This window comes from Streptomyces sp. NPDC054932 (genome assembly GCF_053610205.1).
In genome coordinates, this window is the sequence record NZ_JBSGXU010000066.1 from 1 (window position 1) to 18,714 (window position 18,714).

At 72.6% G+C, this 18,714-nt stretch carries 17 protein-coding genes; 14 read left to right on the top strand and 3 right to left on the bottom strand.

Annotated elements, in window-relative coordinates:
- The first annotated feature begins 143 nt into the window (after positions 1–143).
- Both ACWGE1_RS19495 and ACWGE1_RS19500 read left to right on the top strand, forming a co-directional pair.
- A complete protein-coding gene (locus tag ACWGE1_RS19495) occupies positions 144–464 on the top strand; it encodes a hypothetical protein (RefSeq protein ID WP_453421736.1) in 321 nt (106 codons plus the stop codon).
- A 179-nt stretch (positions 465–643) separates the two neighbouring features.
- On the top strand, positions 644–1,288 hold the full coding sequence (locus ACWGE1_RS19500; protein ID WP_453421737.1) for a ScbR family autoregulator-binding transcription factor: 645 nt from the start codon (positions 644–646) through the stop codon (positions 1,286–1,288).
- A 141-nt stretch (positions 1,289–1,429) separates the two neighbouring features.
- On the opposite strand, the gene ACWGE1_RS19505 is transcribed toward ACWGE1_RS19500, so the two are convergent.
- The gene (locus ACWGE1_RS19505) at positions 1,430–2,368 is read right to left on the bottom strand and encodes an alpha/beta fold hydrolase (RefSeq protein ID WP_453421738.1); all 939 of its coding nucleotides are present in this window, start codon (positions 2,366–2,368) and stop codon (positions 1,430–1,432) included.
- A 124-nt stretch (positions 2,369–2,492) separates the two neighbouring features.
- Here ACWGE1_RS19505 and ACWGE1_RS19510 point away from each other — a divergent pair, with 124 nt between their 5' ends.
- The 3 genes from ACWGE1_RS19510 (at position 2,493) to ACWGE1_RS19520 (ending at position 8,069) form a co-directional block, all read left to right on the top strand.
- Positions 2,493–3,125, top strand: coding sequence for a TetR/AcrR family transcriptional regulator (locus ACWGE1_RS19510; protein WP_453421739.1), 633 nt, complete (start codon positions 2,493–2,495; stop codon positions 3,123–3,125).
- Between the two features lie 232 nt (positions 3,126–3,357).
- Positions 3,358–5,040 carry a glycosyltransferase family 2 protein gene (locus tag ACWGE1_RS19515; protein ID WP_453421740.1) on the top strand — a complete coding sequence of 561 codons (1,683 nt, stop codon included), beginning with the start codon at positions 3,358–3,360 and terminating at the stop codon, positions 5,038–5,040.
- Between the two features lie 14 nt (positions 5,041–5,054).
- Positions 5,055–8,069 carry an SGNH hydrolase domain-containing protein gene (locus tag ACWGE1_RS19520; protein ID WP_453421754.1) on the top strand — a complete coding sequence of 1,005 codons (3,015 nt, stop codon included), beginning with the start codon at positions 5,055–5,057 and terminating at the stop codon, positions 8,067–8,069.
- A gap of 139 nt (positions 8,070–8,208) precedes the next feature.
- Here ACWGE1_RS19520 and ACWGE1_RS19525 read toward each other — a convergent pair whose 3' ends face one another.
- Entirely contained in the window at positions 8,209–8,634 is a 426-nt protein-coding gene (locus tag ACWGE1_RS19525; RefSeq protein ID WP_453421741.1) for a subtilase-type protease inhibitor, read from the bottom strand.
- Between the two features lie 397 nt (positions 8,635–9,031).
- Between ACWGE1_RS19525 and ACWGE1_RS19530 the strand changes: the two genes are divergently transcribed.
- The 7 genes from ACWGE1_RS19530 (at position 9,032) to ACWGE1_RS19560 (ending at position 16,221) form a co-directional block, all read left to right on the top strand.
- Positions 9,032–10,201: an alpha/beta hydrolase family protein gene (locus tag ACWGE1_RS19530; RefSeq protein ID WP_453421742.1), complete on the top strand. Its 1,170-nt coding sequence runs from the start codon at positions 9,032–9,034 to the stop codon at positions 10,199–10,201.
- 301 nt (positions 10,202–10,502) lie between these two features.
- Complete coding sequence (locus ACWGE1_RS19535; protein WP_453421743.1) at positions 10,503–11,156, top strand: hypothetical protein; 654 nt, start codon at positions 10,503–10,505, stop codon at positions 11,154–11,156.
- A gap of 168 nt (positions 11,157–11,324) precedes the next feature.
- A complete protein-coding gene (locus ACWGE1_RS19540; protein WP_453421744.1) occupies positions 11,325–11,960 on the top strand; it encodes an isochorismatase family protein in 636 nt (211 codons plus the stop codon).
- Positions 11,961–11,983: 23 nt separating this feature from the next.
- Complete coding sequence (argB, locus tag ACWGE1_RS19545) at positions 11,984–12,889, top strand: acetylglutamate kinase (protein ID WP_453421745.1); 906 nt, start codon at positions 11,984–11,986, stop codon at positions 12,887–12,889.
- 212 nt (positions 12,890–13,101) lie between these two features.
- Positions 13,102–14,499, top strand: coding sequence for a lysine N(6)-hydroxylase/L-ornithine N(5)-oxygenase family protein (locus ACWGE1_RS19550; protein ID WP_453421746.1), 1,398 nt, complete (start codon positions 13,102–13,104; stop codon positions 14,497–14,499).
- Positions 14,500–14,505: 6 nt separating this feature from the next.
- Entirely contained in the window at positions 14,506–15,966 is a 1,461-nt protein-coding gene (locus tag ACWGE1_RS19555; RefSeq protein ID WP_453421747.1) for a condensation domain-containing protein, read from the top strand.
- A gap of 48 nt (positions 15,967–16,014) precedes the next feature.
- Positions 16,015–16,221: an MbtH family protein gene (locus tag ACWGE1_RS19560; protein WP_453421748.1), complete on the top strand. Its 207-nt coding sequence runs from the start codon at positions 16,015–16,017 to the stop codon at positions 16,219–16,221.
- 99 nt (positions 16,222–16,320) lie between these two features.
- On the opposite strand, the gene ACWGE1_RS19565 is transcribed toward ACWGE1_RS19560, so the two are convergent.
- Positions 16,321–16,821 carry a GNAT family N-acetyltransferase gene (locus ACWGE1_RS19565; protein ID WP_453421749.1) on the bottom strand — a complete coding sequence of 167 codons (501 nt, stop codon included), beginning with the start codon at positions 16,819–16,821 and terminating at the stop codon, positions 16,321–16,323.
- A gap of 224 nt (positions 16,822–17,045) precedes the next feature.
- Between ACWGE1_RS19565 and ACWGE1_RS19570 the strand changes: the two genes are divergently transcribed.
- Together ACWGE1_RS19570 and entS are read left to right on the top strand one after the other, a co-directional pair.
- The gene (locus ACWGE1_RS19570) at positions 17,046–17,285 is read left to right on the top strand and encodes a phosphopantetheine-binding protein (RefSeq protein ID WP_453421750.1); all 240 of its coding nucleotides are present in this window, start codon (positions 17,046–17,048) and stop codon (positions 17,283–17,285) included.
- 37 nt (positions 17,286–17,322) lie between these two features.
- Positions 17,323–18,642, top strand: coding sequence for an enterobactin transporter EntS (entS, locus tag ACWGE1_RS19575; RefSeq protein ID WP_453421751.1), 1,320 nt, complete (start codon positions 17,323–17,325; stop codon positions 18,640–18,642).
- Positions 18,643–18,714 lie beyond the last annotated feature (72 nt).

Below are 18,714 nucleotides of genomic sequence, written 5' to 3' on the forward strand. Positions count from 1 at the left end.
GCGTCCGGCGCGGTGCATCGCAAGGCGGAGAGGCGCAGCTCGTACCTGTTCGTACTCGCGCGCTTCGACAACGCGGCGAGGTGCCGTGCCGGGCGCCGCGGGCCCGGCGGGACTTTGCGGACACCCCCCAGGTCGCGCCTTCCATGCCCCTCCTCAGGGCATGGGCGGGGTCGGGCCCCGGCCGCGCGTCGGGTCATCAGCAGGTCGAGCCCGTCCAGGATGCGCTCCAGCCCGAACTCCAGCGCCTGGTCCCGCCCGCCGCGTTCCGCCGCCGAGGCCAGCGCCGCGCCGAGCGCGGGGAACCACGCCGCAGGCGCCGCATCCTCGACCGGATGCTCAGGGCCGGCAAGGACGGCACCGCGCTCGCCCTCCCGGACTGTCCGGACGGCCCCGTCGGCCAGCACACGGCCGCGACGGCAGAGACGACCGAAGCGGTGAAATCACCGCATCGGCACGCTCGTTGACGATCCACGCATCCCGCCGCCGGAGAAGCAACCACGCAAAGAGAGACACAACTCCCCTAACCGCACCGGCGCTTATGAAAAAAGTACCTGTCGAATGGTTTTCTTTCCGGCGACCCGACTAGATTGACGACACACCGAAGCGAACGCCGCTCGGGCAGCGACCAGGGGGACGAGCACACGTGGCGAGGGCCAGACAGGAGCGGGCCGAGATCACCCGCCAAGCCATACTCAGTGGCGCGGCAACCGCCTTCGACCTCAGCGGGTTCGACGGCACAAGCCTCAGCGACGTGGTCAAGCACGCCGGAGTGACCAAGGGCGCCCTCTACTTCCACTTCCCGTCCAAGGAAGCCCTCGCCCGCACCCTGATGGACGAACAGTTCCAGGTCTCCGAACACCTCCCCGCCGTCGAGGAGCCGGGCCTGCAGACCGTCATCGACCTCACCCACCGGATGGCGCACGGCCTGCGCACCGACGTCCGCATCCGCGCCGGCATCCGCCTGGTCATCGAGTTCGGCTCCTTCACCAACCCCGACCCGACTCCCTACGACTCCTGGATCGACACCTGCCGCAGCTGCCTGACCCCCGCTCAGGAACGCGGCGACATACACCCGTCGCTCGACGTGCAGGCCCTCTCGACGCTGCTCGTCGGAGCCTTCACCGGCATCCAGGTCACCTCGCACGTCCGCACCCGCCGCGAGGACCTCCACACCCGCGTCACCGATCTGTGGAACTTCCTCCTCCCCACCATCGTCCCCCCGCAGCGGATCACCCGCTTCCACCCCACGGGCACGCCGGAAGCCACCCCGCCGACCCCCACCCACTGACGCAGGGCGGCCTCGCACACGCCGTGGCGAACCACGGGGGTGCTCGCCACGGCGTGGCCGAGACCGCCCTGACCCGATCCGGGCCCGCGACCGCGCCGGCGGCCGGGGCCCACCGGACGAAGACCTGCTCCTCCGGGCCTCTCAGGCGTCGGCGGGGGCGAGGGAGTCGACGTCCTCCATGAAGCTCAGCATCCGGGCGTTGACCAGCTCGGGGTGGTCGATCTGCGGTCCGTGTCCGGTCGCGGCGACGATCTCGGCGCGGGCGCCGGGTATCAGACGCGGTACGCGCTCCAGCTGCCGCTTGGGGTGCACGAGCAGGCTGCGCCTGCCCATGACGAGGTAGAGCGGCGTCCGGATGGAGCGCAGGGCGTCCTCGGCCAGCGGCAGGGGCGCGGGGCGCCTGATCCGGAAGGCCCGGGCGCCCACCTGGACCCACTTGCGCAGCTCGGGCACCACGATGACGGGCTGCTCCAGCCAGGCGGCCAGGCGCGGGCGCAGTGCCCTGGGCGCGAAGCTGGCGAAGAGGCTGACGAAGACCCAGGCGAAGAAGCGCAGGCCCACCCGCTCCAGACCGCCGGGGTCGAGGAGGGTGACGGAGGCGAGCCTGCCGGGTCGGCGGTGCGCCTGGTTGAGGACGAGCCAGCCTCCGTAGGAGGAGCCCACGAGGTGGACCCTGTCGAGGCCCAGCGCGTCCAGTGCCTCGTCGAGCCACTGGGCCGCGCGCTCGGGCTGCCACATCGGTTCGCGGTGGACGCTGCGGCCGGCGTCGCCGGGGGTGTCGAGCGCATAGACGGGGCGTTCGGCGCTGAGCGCGGGGGTGTTGGGGTACCACATGGCGGAGCAGTAGCCCGCGCCGTGGATCAGGACGACCGGTGTGCGGGACTCGGCGGCCGGGTCGTCGGGTCCGTAGCGGTAGACGTGCGTGGTGCCGAAGCTCGTCTCCACGTCCGTCTCGGAGCGGGCGGGTGCACCCATCGCGTAGAGCGTGTCGCAGGCGGCGAAGTACCGGTCGCGCAGGGTGTCGTTCACATAGCGGCCGACATCGCGGCGTGCGCGGGTTCGGGTGGCGTTCTCGGGCACGGGGCACCTCCGGGAAGATCCGTTCTTCGTAATACGAACGTACCATAAAGATGGTACGGCGGTACCATGAAAGAGTCCGGGCGGTCCGGACCGCGAGCACACCACCGACGGGCGGAGACCACACATGCCGAAGCGCGTGGACCACGAGGAGCGGCGCGCCCAGATCGCCGACGCCCTCATCAAGGTGGCGGGGCGGCGCGGGCTGCACGCCGTCGGCATGCGCGACGTGGCGGCCGAGGCCGGCGTGTCACTGCGGCTCGTGCAGTACTACTTCGAGACCAAGGAGAAGCTGCTCTTCTACGGCCTCCAGCACCTCACCGACCGCTTCACGGCACGCGTGGGCGAGCGCCTCGCCGCCGCCGGTCCGAATCCCGGACCGCGCGCGACCATCGAGGCACTACTGCTGGCCTCCCTCCCCACCGATGAGGAGAGCCGCACCTTCCACCTCCTCTACAGTTCGTACTCGATCCTGTCCGTGACCGACGAGGCCCTCGCCGCCCAGCCGTTCATCGACAACCCGGACGCCGCGGAGAACGCCCTCGCCGGGCTGCTCCACCAGGCACAGGAGAGCGGCCTGGCCGACCCCGGCATCGACGCGCGCACGGAGGCGATCAGCCTGCTCGCGATGACGGCGACCATGGGCACCAGCATCCTCGTGGGCCAGCGGACGCCCGAGTCGGCCGTCGCGGTGCTCCACCATCACCTCGACCGGATCTTCAACACCGCCCGGCCACCGGCCCCTTCCGGGCCCCGATAGCGCGCCCGTCCCGGCGAGTTCCAGGACTGTTCACCCCCACGTGACCCGCGCCTCCCCGGACCGGCCGCCGCGGCCGGTCGAATGATCAGGACCAAGAGGTCTGGACCACTGATGTCGCGCCATTCCGGTGGCGCATTCGCTCCGGTGCCACACTCTCGCAACAACTGGTCTATACCTTTGGTACTAGGGTGGGTCACCTGAAACGGGTACATGCACAGCCGTGGGGGGCTTTATGACCTTTCATCATCTTCCGCAACCACCTTCCGACGAAGAGCTCTACTGGTACTTCGGACCGCAACGCCGCTGGGTCCTGGTCAGCACCTCGCTCGCCTTCGTGTTCACGGCGGCGACCATGTTCACCTTCGCCCTGCGGACACCCGCCCTGTGGGCGTTCCTCGCCGTCCTCGGGCTCAATGTCGTGGCGCTCGCACTCTCCTCCGTCAACAGCCTGCGCCAGCGCCGGCTCACCCGGCAGTCCCACGAGGTGCTCGTCCACGCCTGGCAGCCCGCCGTGCTGCCGGGCGTCGATCTGTACCTGCCGACGTGCGGCGAGCCGCTCGACGTCCTGGACAACGCCTACCGGGCGGTCGCGGCCGTCGACTGGCCCGGCGCGCTGACCGTCTGGGTCCTGGACGACGCCGACCGGCCCGAGGTCGCCGAGCTGGCCGCCGGTCACGGATACGAGTACGTCGTACGCCCCGACCGGGGCCACCTGAAGAAGGCCGGCAACCTCAATCACGCACTCACCCTGAGCAGTGCCGAGTTCATCGCGATCCTGGACGCGGACTTCGCCCCGAGGCCGGACTTCCTGCGCCATCTCGTGCCGTACCTGGCAGACCCCGCCGTCGGCATCGTGCAGAGCCCGCAGTGCTTCGACACCGACGAGACCATGGGCTGGATCCAGCGGGCCGCCGGCTCCGCACAGGAATGGTTCTTCCGCTGGATCCAGCCGTCCCGGGACGCGAGCGACGCCGCCATCTGCTGCGGCAGCAACGCCGTGTACCGGCGCGGCGCGATCGACCTGGCGGGCGGCTTCGCCCGGCTCGACCACAGTGAGGACCTCTACACCGGACTCGCCCTCCACGAACAGGGATTCCGCACCCTCTACGTACCGGTGCTGGTCGCCAAGGGCACCTCGCCCGACCGGCTCACCTCCTTCGTCAACCAGCAGTACCGGTGGGCGATGGGCAACCTCCATCTGATCGGCACCCCCGTGCTGCGGCGGATGCGTGCGCCCTGGCGGATGCGCCTGTGCTTCTACGAGGGCATCGTCGGCTATCTGACCACCGCGGTGAACACCTTCGCGGCCCCGCTGCCGCCGCTGGTGATGATGTTCTGGTACCCGGACCACATCCGGCCCTGGCACGTGCTGCCGCTGCTCGCCCCGCTGTGGCTGTGGCACGTACTGCTGCCGAGGATCAGCCGGACCCGCTGGCGGGTGGAGGTCATCCGGGCCAACGTCCTGACGAGCGTGGCCGCCGCGACCGCGTTCGCGCACACGCTGCGGGGGCGCAGCGCCGCCTGGGTGCCCACCGGCACGCGCGGTGCGGCGGCCGCGGGCGGGATGGCCCGCCGGGTGGTCGCCGTCTCGCTGATCTGGCTCGTCCTCTCCAACGGCGCCGCCGCCGCGGGTCTCGCGCTGGCCGTGGCCCGCAACGGCTGGGAGCCCAACTGGGGTCTGCTCCTCTACCTCCTGGTGCAGTGCCAGATCAACCTCCCGCTGATCCGGGACCTGGTGGCCGAACTGCACCCGGCCGCGGGGCCGGTACGCGCCCGGGTACGGGCCGTCCTGCGCTCGCGCAGCGGCATGCTGCCGCGCCGCTGGCCCGAGACCGTGGCCGCCTCCGCGGTCCTCCTGCTCACCGGCCTGCTGGCATCGGGGTGGGTCAACCCGATGCTTCCCTGGCGCAGTTGAAAGGCACCGTCCTCATGTCCTTCCTCGTCACACCCGGCCGGCGCCGGCCTCGCAGGGATGCCGTGCGGCCGGGGAGTCCGCCGTCCGGATCCCGCCCGGGCAGCGAGTCCGGGCCCAGCCCGCACCGGTCCGCCTTCCGCCCCGACATCGAGGGGCTGCGCGCGGTCGCCGTCCTCGCGGTCCTCGCCTTCCACGCCGGGATCCCCGGGGCGGCCGGCGGTTTCGTCGGCGTCGACGTCTTCTTCGTCATCTCCGGCTACCTGATCACGGGCCTGCTGGTCCGGGAGGCGATCGCGACCGGCCGGATCCGGCTCGGCGACTTCTTCTCCCGGCGGGCCCGGAGGCTGCTGCCCTCCGCCGCGGTGGTGCTCGCCGCGGTGGCCGTGGCCGGTGCCTGGCTGACCGTACCGCTGCGCCGCGCCGACATGGAGTACGACGTCGTCGCGGCGGCGCTCTCCTTCGCCAACTGGCGTTTCGTGTCGCAGCGGACCGACTACCTCGCCGCCGGGCACGACCAGAGCCCGCTGCTTCACTTCTGGTCCCTCGCCGTCGAGGAACAGTTCTACCTGTTCTGGGCCCCGCTGCTGGCGGTACTGGTGCTGGGCGCGGCCCGGGCGGTCCGCCGGGGCCGGGCGGTGCGTCTGGTCGTGGTGCTGGCCGCCGCGCCGCTCGTCCTGGCGTCCTTCGCGCTGGCGGTGCACTGGACCGGGCGTTCCGTGTCGCTCGCCTACCTCGCGACGCCCTCGCGCGTCTGGCAGTTCGGCGTCGGGGCGCTGCTCGCCCTGCTGCCCTGGCACCTGATGCGCGGGCCGCGCCCCCTGCGGCTGCTGTGCGGCTGGGCCGGGACCGCGGCGATCGGCTGGTGCGTCGTGTCGTACGACGCCGGGACCCCGTACCCCGGTCACGCGGCGCTCGTACCGACCCTGGCCACCGCCGCCGTGATCCTCGCCGCGATACCGGGCAGGGGCGAGCGGCACACGCAAGGGCCCTGGGACGTGGGGCGGCTGCTGTCGGGGCGGGCGCCCCGGGCCGTCGGGCGGCTGTCCTACAACCTGTACCTGTGGCACTGGCCGGTGCTGGTCCTCTCCGAGGCCCGGCTCGGCACGCTCGGCTGGCCCGCGAAGACCGCGCTGACCCTGGCGGCCGTCCTGCCCGCCCTGGCCACCATGCGCTGGGTCGAGCAGCCGCTGCGCCGCAGCCGTACGGTCTCCGAACTCCCCCGCCGCGGGCTGTCGGTGGGCATCTCGGCCATCGTGCTGCCGGTGGTCCTCGCGCTGGTGGTGGGTACGACGACGCTGCGCGTGCTGGGCCCGGCCGCTCCGCTCGACACGCAGGGTCTGCCCCCGGGCGCCGCCTCCGGGCCGACGCTGCTGGCGCGCACCCCCGGAACGCCGCTCGTGGACGGCCCGGTGGTGCCGAGCCCCGCGCAGGCGCGGGTGGACTTCCCGCCGGACGGGGTCTGCGAGGTGGCCCCGGCGCAGACGCGCAGCCCGGACTGCCTGTTCGGTGCGGTGGACAGCCCGGACCGGATGGTGCTGCTCGGTGACTCGCACGCCGGGCAGTGGTTCTCCCCGATGCTGGCGCTTGCCTCGCAACGCGGGTGGGCGTTGCAGGAGTTGGTGAAGCAGGGCTGCCCGCTGCCGGAGCTGGCGGTGGACAGCCCGCAGCTCGGCCGCGCCTACCGGGAGTGCGACACCTGGCGGGCGGACGCCCTGGAGCGGCTGGCGCAGCAGCCGAAGCCCCGCCTCATCGTGATCGCCTCGCTCAACCGGTACACCGACGATGCGCGGCTGCTGGCCGAGGGGTGGGACAAGACGCTGCGGTCGCTGCGGGCCCTGGGGGCTCCGATCGTCTACATCGAGGACACCCCCGTACCCGGTACCGACATCCCGGCGTGCGTCTCCGGCAGTCCCGACTCCCCCGGCGCCTGCGCGTTCAGCCGGAAGGACGCCCAGCTGCCGGATCCGCTGGCACAGCGGATCGCCTCCGGCGCCCTGCCCGGCGTACGGAGCGTCAGCGTGAACCCGGTGCTGTGCCCGGGCGACGGGCCGACCTGCCCGGCCGTGCTCGACCGGATCCTGCTCTACCGGGACGACGCCCACCTGACGAATGCGGCGGCCGTGGTCCTGACGAACCGGCTGGAGAGGCTGTTCACCGGCGCCGGGCTGCTGCCCGCCCCGGCCGGGGCCTCGGCGGCGCCGGGGGCGGACGGGTGGACGCGGTTGCTGCGCGACGACTTCGACGGCCCGGCGGGCTCCCCTCCGGCGGCCGCCGACTGGATCCACGACATCGGCACCTGCTACCCGGGCTGCCCCGCGCCCCAGTGGGGCACGGGCGAGATCGAGACCATGACCGACTCGACCGACAACGTCCGGCTCGACGGGAAGGGCGCGCTGGAGATCGTCCCCACCCGGAAGGACGGCCGGTGGAGTTCGGGGCGGATCGAGACGCGGCGCTCCGACTTCGCACCGCCGCCGGGCGGGGCGCTGCGGATCGAGGCGTCGATCGCGCTGCCGGACGTGACCGGGGAGAAGGCCGCCGGCTACTGGCCGGCGTTCTGGACCCTGGGGGCACCGCTGCGCGACGGGTACACGGGGTGGCCCGGCGTCGGGGAGCTCGACGTCATGGAGTCCGTGAACGGGCGGGACACCGTCTTCGGCACGATGCACTGCGGTGTCCTCGACGGGGGGCCGTGCCGGGAGCCCGCGGGCCTGACCTCCGGTCCGCAGCCGTGCTCCGGCTGCCGTACGGCGTTCCACTCCTACGCCGTCGAGGTCGACCTCGCCCCCGGCGCCGAGGAGGTGCGCTGGTATCTCGACGGGCGCGTGTACCACCGGGTGACCGCCGACCGGATGGATCCCGGGACGTGGAAGGCGGCCGTGGAGCACGGCCTGTTCCTGATCCTGAACGTGGCGATCGGTGGCGGTCTGCCGCTCGCCGACGGTGCGAGCGCGGGTCCGGCCACCGAGCCGGGGCATGCGATGCGCGTGGACCACGTCACGGTCTCGGCCCGGGGAGGGAACGGGTAGGGCACGCGGGCGCGGACCCACGTGCGGGAGCGCCCCGCTCGCGGACCGGGAACGGTCTCGTGAGCGGGGCGCTCGGCGTCGGTGCGGGAGCGGCGCGGGTTCGGGGCGGGGCGCGGTCCGGCGCGGCTGCGACGCGATGTCAGAACGTGAGGGCGGCGTTTCCGTTGACGGTCGCGGACATCACGCACGCGTTGGAGAAGGTGTGCTTCCAGGAGACGCGGCTGCCCTTCCACACGCCGTCGGCGGTGACGGTGACCGGCGCGTAGTGCATGGGGCAGGCGCGGTCCGGGTTCGGGGAGGACAGCAGGCGGTCCAGCGCTCCGCCGGTGGAGTTGAGGGCGGCGCAGGCGGCCTGCGGATCCGGGTGGGTGCCGAGGGCGGACGGGGCGCAGCTGAGCGTGGACGCCCGGACGACGGTGGAGGTGGCGGCGTCGTCGCCCTGCGCGACCGTGAACACCAGAGCGGACGGGGCGTACAGGCTGGAGGGCTGGGCGGCTGCCATGCCGGTGGTGCCGATCAGACAGAGGAGGGTGGCGGCGGAGGCAGCTGCGATGCGGTGACGCACGACGAAACTCTCTTTCGATTCAAAGGTTGAACGCGATATTTGGTTTCGATATCGCGTCGTTGCGGCACCAGACTGTCCGACACGAAGGCAAGTCGCATATCGATGACCGATTTACGGACAGAGCGTTCGCATACCGGCGACCGAATGGTCGTTCGGGCAGCTCACGGGGGGCGGCGGGGGCCCCGCCACCGCGCGCCGACGCGCGCCGCACCGGCCGCGACGTGCACCCCTCACCCCGCTGACCTGCTGCCGGTCGCGCGCGGTTCACCGGACGGCCATTCAGCTTGACCGGATATGACCGCTCGAGCCCCCGGAGCGCGACGCCGAGGCGCCTCAACTCCGCACCGACCAAGGAAAGTTAGGTAAGGCTTGCCTAAAAATGCCATAGGATGCCGACATGAAGAAGATCATCCGCACCCTGACGGCGGTGGCGGCCGGACTGGCCCTCGCCGCGCCCGGGACGCTCGCCACTCCCGCCGTGGCCGCACCCGCTCCGCCCGGCGCCGCAAGACTCGAACTCCCCCGGCCCACGGGCGATTTCGCCGTGGGCCGCGACACCCTCCACCTGGTGGACCGGGAGCGCAAGGACCCCTGGGTGCCCACGGCCGACCGCGAGTTACTGCTGTCGCTCTACTACCCGGCGCTCGCACGCACCGGAACTCCCGCTCCGTACATGAGCCCTCCCGAGGCCAAGGCGCTGCTGACCGACCGCGGCCGGCTCGGCGCGTACGTCACCCCCGAGCGCGTCGCGGCCACCCGGACCCATGCGCGGACGGACGCCCTGCCGCGGCCCGCCGCGCACCGCTACCCGCTGATCGTGCTCTCCCCCGGCTTCACCATGCCGCGCACCTCACTGAGCACCGTGGCCGAGGACCTCGCCAGCCGCGGCTACGTCGTGGCGGCGGTGGACCACGCGTACGAGTCCGACGGCACCGTCTTCCCCGGCGGCCGGATGCTCACCTGCAAGGCATGCGAGCAGGTCTTCCCCGACGGGGCGCTGCAGCGGGTGTCCGACGGCCGGGCCCGTGACATCCCCTTCGTCCTGGACCGACTGACCGGCCCGCGCCCCGCGTGGCGGTACTCCTGGCTGATCGACTCCCGGCACATCGGCATGGCCGGTCATTCCATCGGCGGTGCGGCGGCGTCGGCCACCATGGCCGTGGACCCGCGCGTGGACGCCGGGGTCAACATGGACGGCACCTTCTTCACGCCGATACCCCGGAGCGGCCTGGGCGCACGGCCCTTCCTGATGCTCGCCGGCGACCCCGCCCTGCTGCCGCCCGACTTCCCCGACACCTCCTGGGAGGACAACTGGCCCCGGCTGGACGGCTGGAAGCGCTGGCTGACCGTCACGGGAGCCGGACACCCCGGCTTCACCGACTGGCCCGTGCTCGGTGACCAGGTGGGATACCCCCATCCGGAGACGCCCCTGTCGGGCACCCGCTCCCAGCAGATCACGCGGGCGTACGTCGGCGACTTCTTCGACCTGCACCTGCGCGGGAAGCCCGCGCCACGCCTGGACGGTCCGACGGCGGCCGACCCGGAGGTCGTGTTCCACCGCGGCTGAGACCCCGTACGGGGGCACCCGCCCCGGTGGGTGCCCCCGTACGCGGGCGGCCGCGGGCCTGTTCCGTCTGCCGAGCTTCGGCGCTCGGGCCTACTCCGCGGCTCGGCTGCGGGCCACAGGCCAGAGGGTGTTGCGCCCGGCACGCCCCGCGCGGCGGTCGGTGCACTGCGCCGGGCGCAACTGGCCTACCACCCGGGCTAGTTGGGGCGCACCCCCGCGCGTCCCGGGAATCCCACGACTGCGGCCGCCCATCTCCCCTTGCACTCGACTATTAGGTTAGGCTTACCTAAGAGTGGGGGGTATGGGGATGCAGGAGAATGCGCAAGACCAGGCGCAGCAGGACGAGTGGGCCGATGAAGTGCTGGCCTGGATGAGCTCCCAGGAAGAGATGGACCGGGCACTGCGCGACGCGTTGCGGCGCACGCCCAGTCAGCGCGAGGAAACGATCGCCCGGATGGCGGACGCCCTCCGCGGGGCGGCCCAGGGACTGACCATCCCCGGGTGCGCGGCCGCGGCCGGCGTTCCCGAGCGCATTCTGCGCGAATGGCTGGACATCGACGCCAGCTTCGCCACGGCGCTGCGCTCCGCGCACGCCCTGGCCGAGGCCCACGGGCTGAGACCGGGGGCCGCGCCGACCCCGGCCGCCTTACAGCTGATGCTGAACGCGATCCGCAAGGGGGCGGCCTGGCCGGCCGCGGCGACCCTCGTCGGGATCTCCGTGCGCGGGTTCAACCGCCTGCGCGCCGAGGCGCCACCGGTCGGGGCCCTGATCGCGGCGGCCCAGCGGGCGCGCTCGGCGACCGCGGGCGCGGGCCAGCGACGCAGACCCCCCAAGGCGGCGAACCGCCGGGTCGGGTACCGGATCGTGCAGCTCGACGACCCTCTCCTGTCCCCGGGCAGCCAACCGGACGACCCTGCGGGCAGGTTGGGCGACCGCGCCATGCGCCGGGACTGAGCGTGCGGACCGGATCGGAGGGTGCGACGCACCCCCGAAGCAGCCTAGTTAGGTTAGGCTAAGCTAAGTATGAGATGAGGGGCAGGGTGACCTCCGCCCCTCGTCGAGCCTCGCGCGCCCGTTCACCACCGGCGCCCCGCGTAGCGCCGGCATCAAGGAGATCCAGCCGTGGGCCCTGTGACCATCGACCCCTATCCCATGCCCACCCAGGACGTCGTACCGCGTTCCGTGGCGCCCTGGTCCGTCGACCCCGACCGGGCCGCCCTGCTGATACACAACATGCAGAACCATCTGCTCCGGCCCTTCCCCCGCGACCGCCCGCCGCTCGTGGACCTGATCGGCAACATCACCGCGCTGCGCCGGTCCGCACGCAGACTCGGCCTCCCGGTCGTCTTCAGCGCGGTGCCGCCCGCCGAGCGCCCCGAACAGAGGGGCCTCGCGGCCGAGATGGAGACGGATCCGCCGGAGCCGGACCGCGACGTGTCGATCACCGAGGAACTGACCCCGCACCGGGGAGAGCACCTGATCGCCAACACGCGGCACAACGCCTTCCTGCGCAGCCATCTGGAGCGGATCCTGCACACCACGGGCCGGGACCAGCTGATCCTGTGCGGCGTGTTCGCGCACTCCGGCGTGCTGCTGACCGCGGCGGACGCCTTCATGAACGACATCCAGCCGTTCGTCGTCGCCGACGCGGTGGCGGACACCTCCGCGGAGGAGCACGCGCTCGCGCTGCGCTGGACGGCCGCACGGGGCGCCGTCGTACACACCACCTCGACCGTCATCGACGAACTGGAAGCCTGAATGACGACCACCCATCCCGGCCCATGAGCGGACAGGCCGCGCCGCGGGCGCGCACCCTCATCGAGGCCCTGCCGTGGCTGGAGCGGTTCCAGGGCCGCACGGTCGTGGTCAAGTTCGGCGGAAACGCCATGGTGAACGAAGAGCTCAAGGCGGCCTTCGCCCAGGACGTGGTCTCGCTGCGCTACGCGGGGCTCCGGCCGGTCGTCGTGCACGGCGGCGGCCCGCAGATCAGCGCGATGCTCGAACAGCTCGCTCTGGAGGTCCGGTTCGCCGCGGGACTGCGCGTGACGACGCCCGCGGTGATGGAGGTCGTGCGCATGGTGCTGGCCGGGCAGGTCCAGCGGGACATCGTCGGCCTGATCAACCGGCACGGAGCCTTTGCCGTGGGGATGACCGGCGAGGACGCCCGCACCCTGTCCGCCGTCCGGCGGTCCGCCCTGGTGGACGGCGCGGAGGTGGACATCGGCCTGGTGGGCGACATCGTGCACGTCGACCCCGACACCGTACGGGGACTGCTGGAGCGCGGCCGCATCCCGGTGATCTCCCCGATCGCCCGGGGCGCCCACGACGACAACGTCTACAACATCAACGCGGACCTCGCGGCGGCCGCCCTCGCCGAGGCCCTGGACGCCGAGAAACTGGTGATGCTCACCGACGTCGCCGGCCTCTACGCGGACTGGCCGCACAGCACGGAGATCATCGACCGGCTCACCGCCGGTGAACTGGCCGAACTGCTGCCCTCGATGACCGGCGGCATGGTGCCCAAGATGGAGGGCTGCCTGCGCGCGGTGCGCTCCGGTGTCCGGATGGCGCACGTACTGGACGGCAGGGTGCCGCACGCCCTGGTCCTGGAGGTCTTCGCGGACGAGCACACCGGCACCACGGTGGTGCCCGACGGCCCGCCGGGCGAGGAACACCTCCCCCGCTGAACCGGGGGAGGGCCGCACTGCCCCGGCCCTCCTCCACCACACCCCGCAGCCGATCCGGCTCCGGGGCTTTCCGTGTGCCCAACTCCGCCTACCGCGCCACGGGTTGACGCGGAACGCGGCAGCGCCGGGCCCAACTTGACAGCTTCCGGCCCGTCAGAGATGTTAGGCCAGCCTTACCTAACCAAATAGGGTAGGACCGAGGAAGGATGGGCATGTCCGCACCGCACGCGAGCTCCACACCCGGGGACGCTCTCCCGGACACCAGGGATCTGGTGGGCATCGGCTTCGGGCCGGCCAACCTCGCCCTGGCGATAGCGATCCAGGAGCACAACGGCCGGCGCGCCCCCGGCGAGGCGATCCGTGCCTCTTTCATCGAGCGCCAGGACGACTTCGGCTGGCACCAGGGCATGCTCCTCGAAGGGGCCACCATGCAGGTCTCCTTCCTGAAGGACCTGGTGACGATGCGCAATCCGGGAAGCCCCTTCAGCTTCCTGCACTACCTCCAGGACCGGGACCGGCTGGCCGACTTCATCAACCAGAAGTCCTTCTTCCCCACCCGCCTCGAATTCCACGACTACTTCCGCTGGTGCGCCGCCTCCTTCGGCGGGCTGGTCGACTACGGCACCGAAGCCGTCGAGGTGCGCCCGGCGGGTCCGGCCGACGCCGCGGACCGGCTGGACGTCATCACGCGGCCCACGTCCGGGAGCGGTCCGCGGCGTACCACCCGCACCCGCAACCTCGTGCTCGGGACGGGTCTGCGCCCGCGCGTCCCGGCCGGGATCAGCACCGGCCCGCACATCTGGCACAACCGCGACCTGCTGCACCGCGCACCTGAACTGACGGTGCGTCCGCACCGCCGGTTCGTCGTGGTCGGCGCCGGACAGTCCGCCGCCGAGACCGCCGACCACCTGCACCGCACCTTCCCGGACGCCGAGGTCTGCGCCGTGTTCACCCGGTACGGATACAGCCCGGCCGACGACAGCCCCTTCGCCAACCGGATCTTCGACCCGGCCGCCGTCGACGAGTTCTTCGCGGCTCCGGAAGAGGTCAAGCAGCGGCTCATCGGCTACCACTCCAACACCAACTACGCGGTGGTGGACGGCGATCTGATCGAGCACCTCTACCGGACCGTCTACCAGGAGAAGGTCGCCGGCACCGAACGGCTGCGCATCCTGAACACCACCGCCCTCACCGCCGTGGAGGAACTCCCCGACGGAGCACGGGCCGTGGTCCGCTCCCTCACCACGGGCGAGACCCTCACCCTCGACTGCGACGCGGTGGTGCTGGCCACCGGCTACCGGCCCACCGAACCGGCGGAGCTGCTCGGCGACCTGGCCGGGGAGTGCCTCACGGACGGGCAGGGGCGGCTGCGCGTCGGCCGCGACCACCGGGTGGAGACCACCGACCGTGTCCGGGCCGGCATCTACGTCCAGGGTGCCGCCGCCGAGCACACCCACGGCATCACCGCTTCCCTGCTGTCCACGCTGGCCGTCCGCTCGGGCGAGATCTGCGACTCCCTGCTGCTGCGTGTCGCCGAGCGCGAGGTGCAGGCCGCGATGGCGACCAGGGCGGCGGCCGTCGCCGACGGCGTTCCCGCCCACCGGGGCTGAGCGGCGATGGCGTGGACCGATCCCCCGGCGGCGGCCGGGACTGCCGGTACGACCGGGGCCTACGGGACTGCCGGGACCGACAGGACTGACCGGACTGCCGGACTCACCGCGGCGCAGGCGCACATCCTGGCGGCGCAGAGCGCGGATCCCTCGTACGCCGGTCACAACGTGGGCCAGTACATCGAGCTCGTCGGCCCGCTCGACACGGCCGCGCTCGACGAGGCCGTACTTTGCACCCTCGACGAGGCTCCATGGCTGCGCTCACGGCTGATGAGCCGGGGCGGCGGCCTGCCGCGCCTGGACACTTCCGCGGCGGCCGACCCGGTGGGCGCCGCCGTCGAGCTGGTGCGCGGCCAGCTCGCCTGCCCGCCGCGGCCCGAACTGCTCACCGCCCCGGGGGGCGATGCCCCGGCCCCCGATCTCACCGGCGCCCTGCTGGTCACGGTCGGCCCCGAACACCACCTGCTGGTGCAGTACTTCCACCTGCTGGCGGTCGACGGGTACGGGGTGGCGCTGATCGGCCGGCGGATCGCCGAGGTCTACACGGCCCTGGTGGGCGGCCGCCCGCCAGGCCCGACCCCCTTCGCACCGGCCTCCGTCCTGGCCGACGCGGACCGGGCCTACACCGGCTCGGCGGCCCAGGACGCGGACCGTCGGTACTGGACGGAGCGGTACGCCGACCGCCCCGTGCCCGTGTCCCCCGCGGGGCGGGCCGCCCCGGCCCAGGACACCACGCGGCGGCACACCGTGCGCCTCGATGCGACGGGCAGCGCGGCCGTGCGCGCCACCGCCCGCTCCGCCCGCGTCACCTGGGCCGAGGTCGTGCTCGCCGCGACCGCGGTGCGGGTGACGGCGCAGACCGGCGCGCGCGAGGCGGTCCTCGCCGTGTACGCGACGGCGCGGACCGGCCCGGGAATGCTCCGGGTGCCCGCGACGGCGGTGAACGTCCTGCCGGTGCGACTGCCGGTGCGGGGGGCGGACACCTTCCGGTCGCTGCTGCACGCGGCGGCCGGGGAGCTGACCCTGCTCCGCCGTCACCAGCGGTTCCGCGGCGAGGAGCTGGCGCGCGAGCTGTGGCCGCAGTACCGGGGCGGGCGCGTCCCGGGGCCACTGGTCAACCTGCGGCCGTTCGAGACGGAGCTGGACTTCGGTGCGATCCGCGGGCGGGTGGTCAGTCTCGCCTCGGGACCGGTCGACGACCTGTCGGTCTCTGCCGCGGCGGACGGCGACGGGCTGCTGCGGCTGGACTTCGCCGTCAATCCCACGCTCTACGAGGCGGGCGAACCGGCCCGGTTCGCCCGCCTGTTCACCGAGGACCTGGCCGCGCTCTGCGACGCCCCCGACACGCCGGTCGCCTCGCTCCCCGGTCCGGGACGGGAGCCCGACGCGGCTCTTGCCCCTGCCCCTGCCCCTGCCCCTGCCCCTGGATCCGTCCTGCCCGGGCAGGGCTCCCCCGTCCACCACTGATCCCATCCCCGTTCCGACCGCCCCGGTCATCACCCAAGGAGAGACACCATGGCCACCAACCCCTTCGAGGACGACGACGCCCGCTACTTCGTACTCGTCAACGCCGAGCACCAGCACTCGCTCTGGCCCGCCTTCGCGGAGGTCCCCGCGGGGTGGACCGTCGTGCACGGCGAGGACAGCCGGGAGGGCTGCGCCGCGTACACGGAGACGCACTGGACCGACATGAGGCCCGCCAGCCTCATCGCCAGGAGCTGACCCCCGGGGGGGGGCCGCCCGGCCCCCCGGTCTCACGCGCGGGGCCGGACCGGAGCATGCTCTCCGGCCCGGCCCCCGGTCGCGTGCGGACCGTACGGTTCACAGCCGCCGGGAGAGCACCTCCGAACCGCGTGCGGGATCCAGTGCCCCCGCCCAGGCGGCGGGCGCCCGCCCCGGCCCGGTCGGCACGAAACCGTGCCTCCGGAAGAAGGCCGCGCCGCCGGTGGTCGCGGTGAACACCTCGCGTACGAGGCGGTTGCGGGCGTCGGCGAAGGCGGCGCGCAGCAGCGCTGCGCCCAGGCCCAGGCCCTGGTTCCCCCGGGCGACGCAGAAGTTGTAGAGCACGGCGGCTCCGTCCCCCTCGTCGCTCAGGGCCAGACAGCCCAGGACCGGTGTGCGACCGCGACCGGTCACGAGGAGGAACTCCCCTGCGTGCGCCAGGTAGTGGTCGATACTGCGGGGCCGCAGGGCCCCGGAGCGGATGAAGGCCAGCGAGAGGGCGTGGAGGGCGGGGGCGTCGTGCAGGCGCGCCCGGCGGAGCAGCGGCGGGAGGCCGTCCGTGCCGTGCAGCGGGGGACAGGGGGTGGCGGCAGTAATCACGAACTTAGGTTAGCCTTCCCTAAATTGACCCGCAATTCCGCCTCCTGACCCAACTCATCACACCCAGAGGTCGGTTCATCGAAGCGGGAGCCGGATGTGCACTGCACCCGGCTTGACGTGCACCTTCGCGTTTAGTTAGGTAAGCCTTACCTAATGGAATGCCGAAAGCCTCTGCCTCTCCGCCGTTCCGCCGGTCCACCCATCCCCGAGAAGAGAGTCCCTCCATGTCCGCATCACCGTCCTTCACGCTCGACCGTCTGGTGCGCGACGTCGCCGACGTGCTTTACACGGAGCCCTCCGACGTCTCCCTGGAGGAGGACCTGCTGGACCAGGGCCTCGACTCGATCCGGCTGATGTCCCTGGTGGAGAAATGGCGTGCCGAAGGCGCCCGCATCAGCTTCGTGGACCTCGCCGAGCGGCCGACCCTGCGCCAGTGGGCCGAACTCCTCACCGCCGCCCCCTGATCCCCTCCCCCCACACCTGCCCGCCCCGGAGCCTGCCGTGCCTCTGCGTGACTTCGTCATAGACATCGAACCCCTGCGTACCAGCAGAGACTTCCGCGCCATCTTCATCGCCCGCGTGGTGTCCCTGTTCGGCCTCGGCATGGCGACGGTGGCCCTGTCCGCCCAGGTGTACGGCCTGACGCGGTCGACCTTCAGCGTCGCCGTCGCCAGCATGATCATGAGCATCACCGTGCTGCTCGGCTCGCTCTGGGGCGGCGTCATGGCCGACCGGACCGACCGCCGGCGCCTGATCGTGTACGCCCGCGGCGCCGCCGCCCTCGCCTTCGCCGGCCTCGCCGTGAACGCGATGCTGCCGGATCCGACCCTCTGGGGCATCTACGTCTGCGTCGCCTGGGACGGCCTGGCCACGGGCGTCAGCGTCACGGCCCTGATGGCCGTCGCCCCGACGCTCGTGCGCCCCGACCAACTCCCCGCCGCGGGCGCCCTGATCTCCCTGACCGGTGAGATCGGCTCCATCAGCGCGCCGTTCCTCGGCGGCGTCCTCCTCGCCCTGTGGGGGCCCGGTCCGGTCTTCGCCTTCACCGCCGTCACCACGGCCGTCACCACGCTCCTGATCGCCCGGATCCGGCCCCTGCCCCCGGTCAAGGACGACGAGGACGAAGAGGAGTACGGCGCCGACAGCGGATCCCTACTGGTCGCCTTCAAGTACGCCGTGCGCAACCGCGTCGTCGGCGGCCTGCTCGCACTCGGCGGCGTGATGGCCCTCTTCAACCTCCCGGTCGTGCTCTTCCCCGAGATGGTCGACCGGCAGTTCCACGGCGGCGAGGTCATGCTCGGCCTCCTCTACACCGCTCCCGCCGTCGGCGCGGTCGCCGTCTCCGCCACGAGCGGCTGGCTGACCCGGGCCGCGCGACCGGGCCGGCTGCTGATCATCGCGGCGTTCACCGGTGGCCTGTCCGCCGTGGGCTTCGGCCTCAGCGGCAACATCTGGGCCGCCTTCGCGCTGCTCGCCGTGGGCGGGGCCGCCGGCACGGTGTACGAGATCCTGGAGTACGCCCTCGTCCAGCACAGCACACCGGACCGGATGCGCGGACGCATCGTCAGCGTCATCACCACGCAGGGCACCACCGGCGGCGTCGTCGGCGACGTCGAAGTCGCCGCCCTCGCCCGCTGGTTCAGCCCCGGTGGCGCCGCCGTCGTCAACGGCGCGATCTGCGCCGTGGCCGCCCTCGCCGTGGCGATCGCCGTACCCGGCCTGCGCAGGGCCACCCTCCCCCGTGACGGGCGTGACGAGAACGAGGACGACGGGCCCGGCCCGGACACCGCCGGCCTGACGCCGGCCGCCCCCGCCGTCTAGGGGTGTCTTGTCGATCGGGCCGGGCCCGGCCCGATCGACAGCACGGGCCCCGGGCCGTCCCGTTCGGATCTT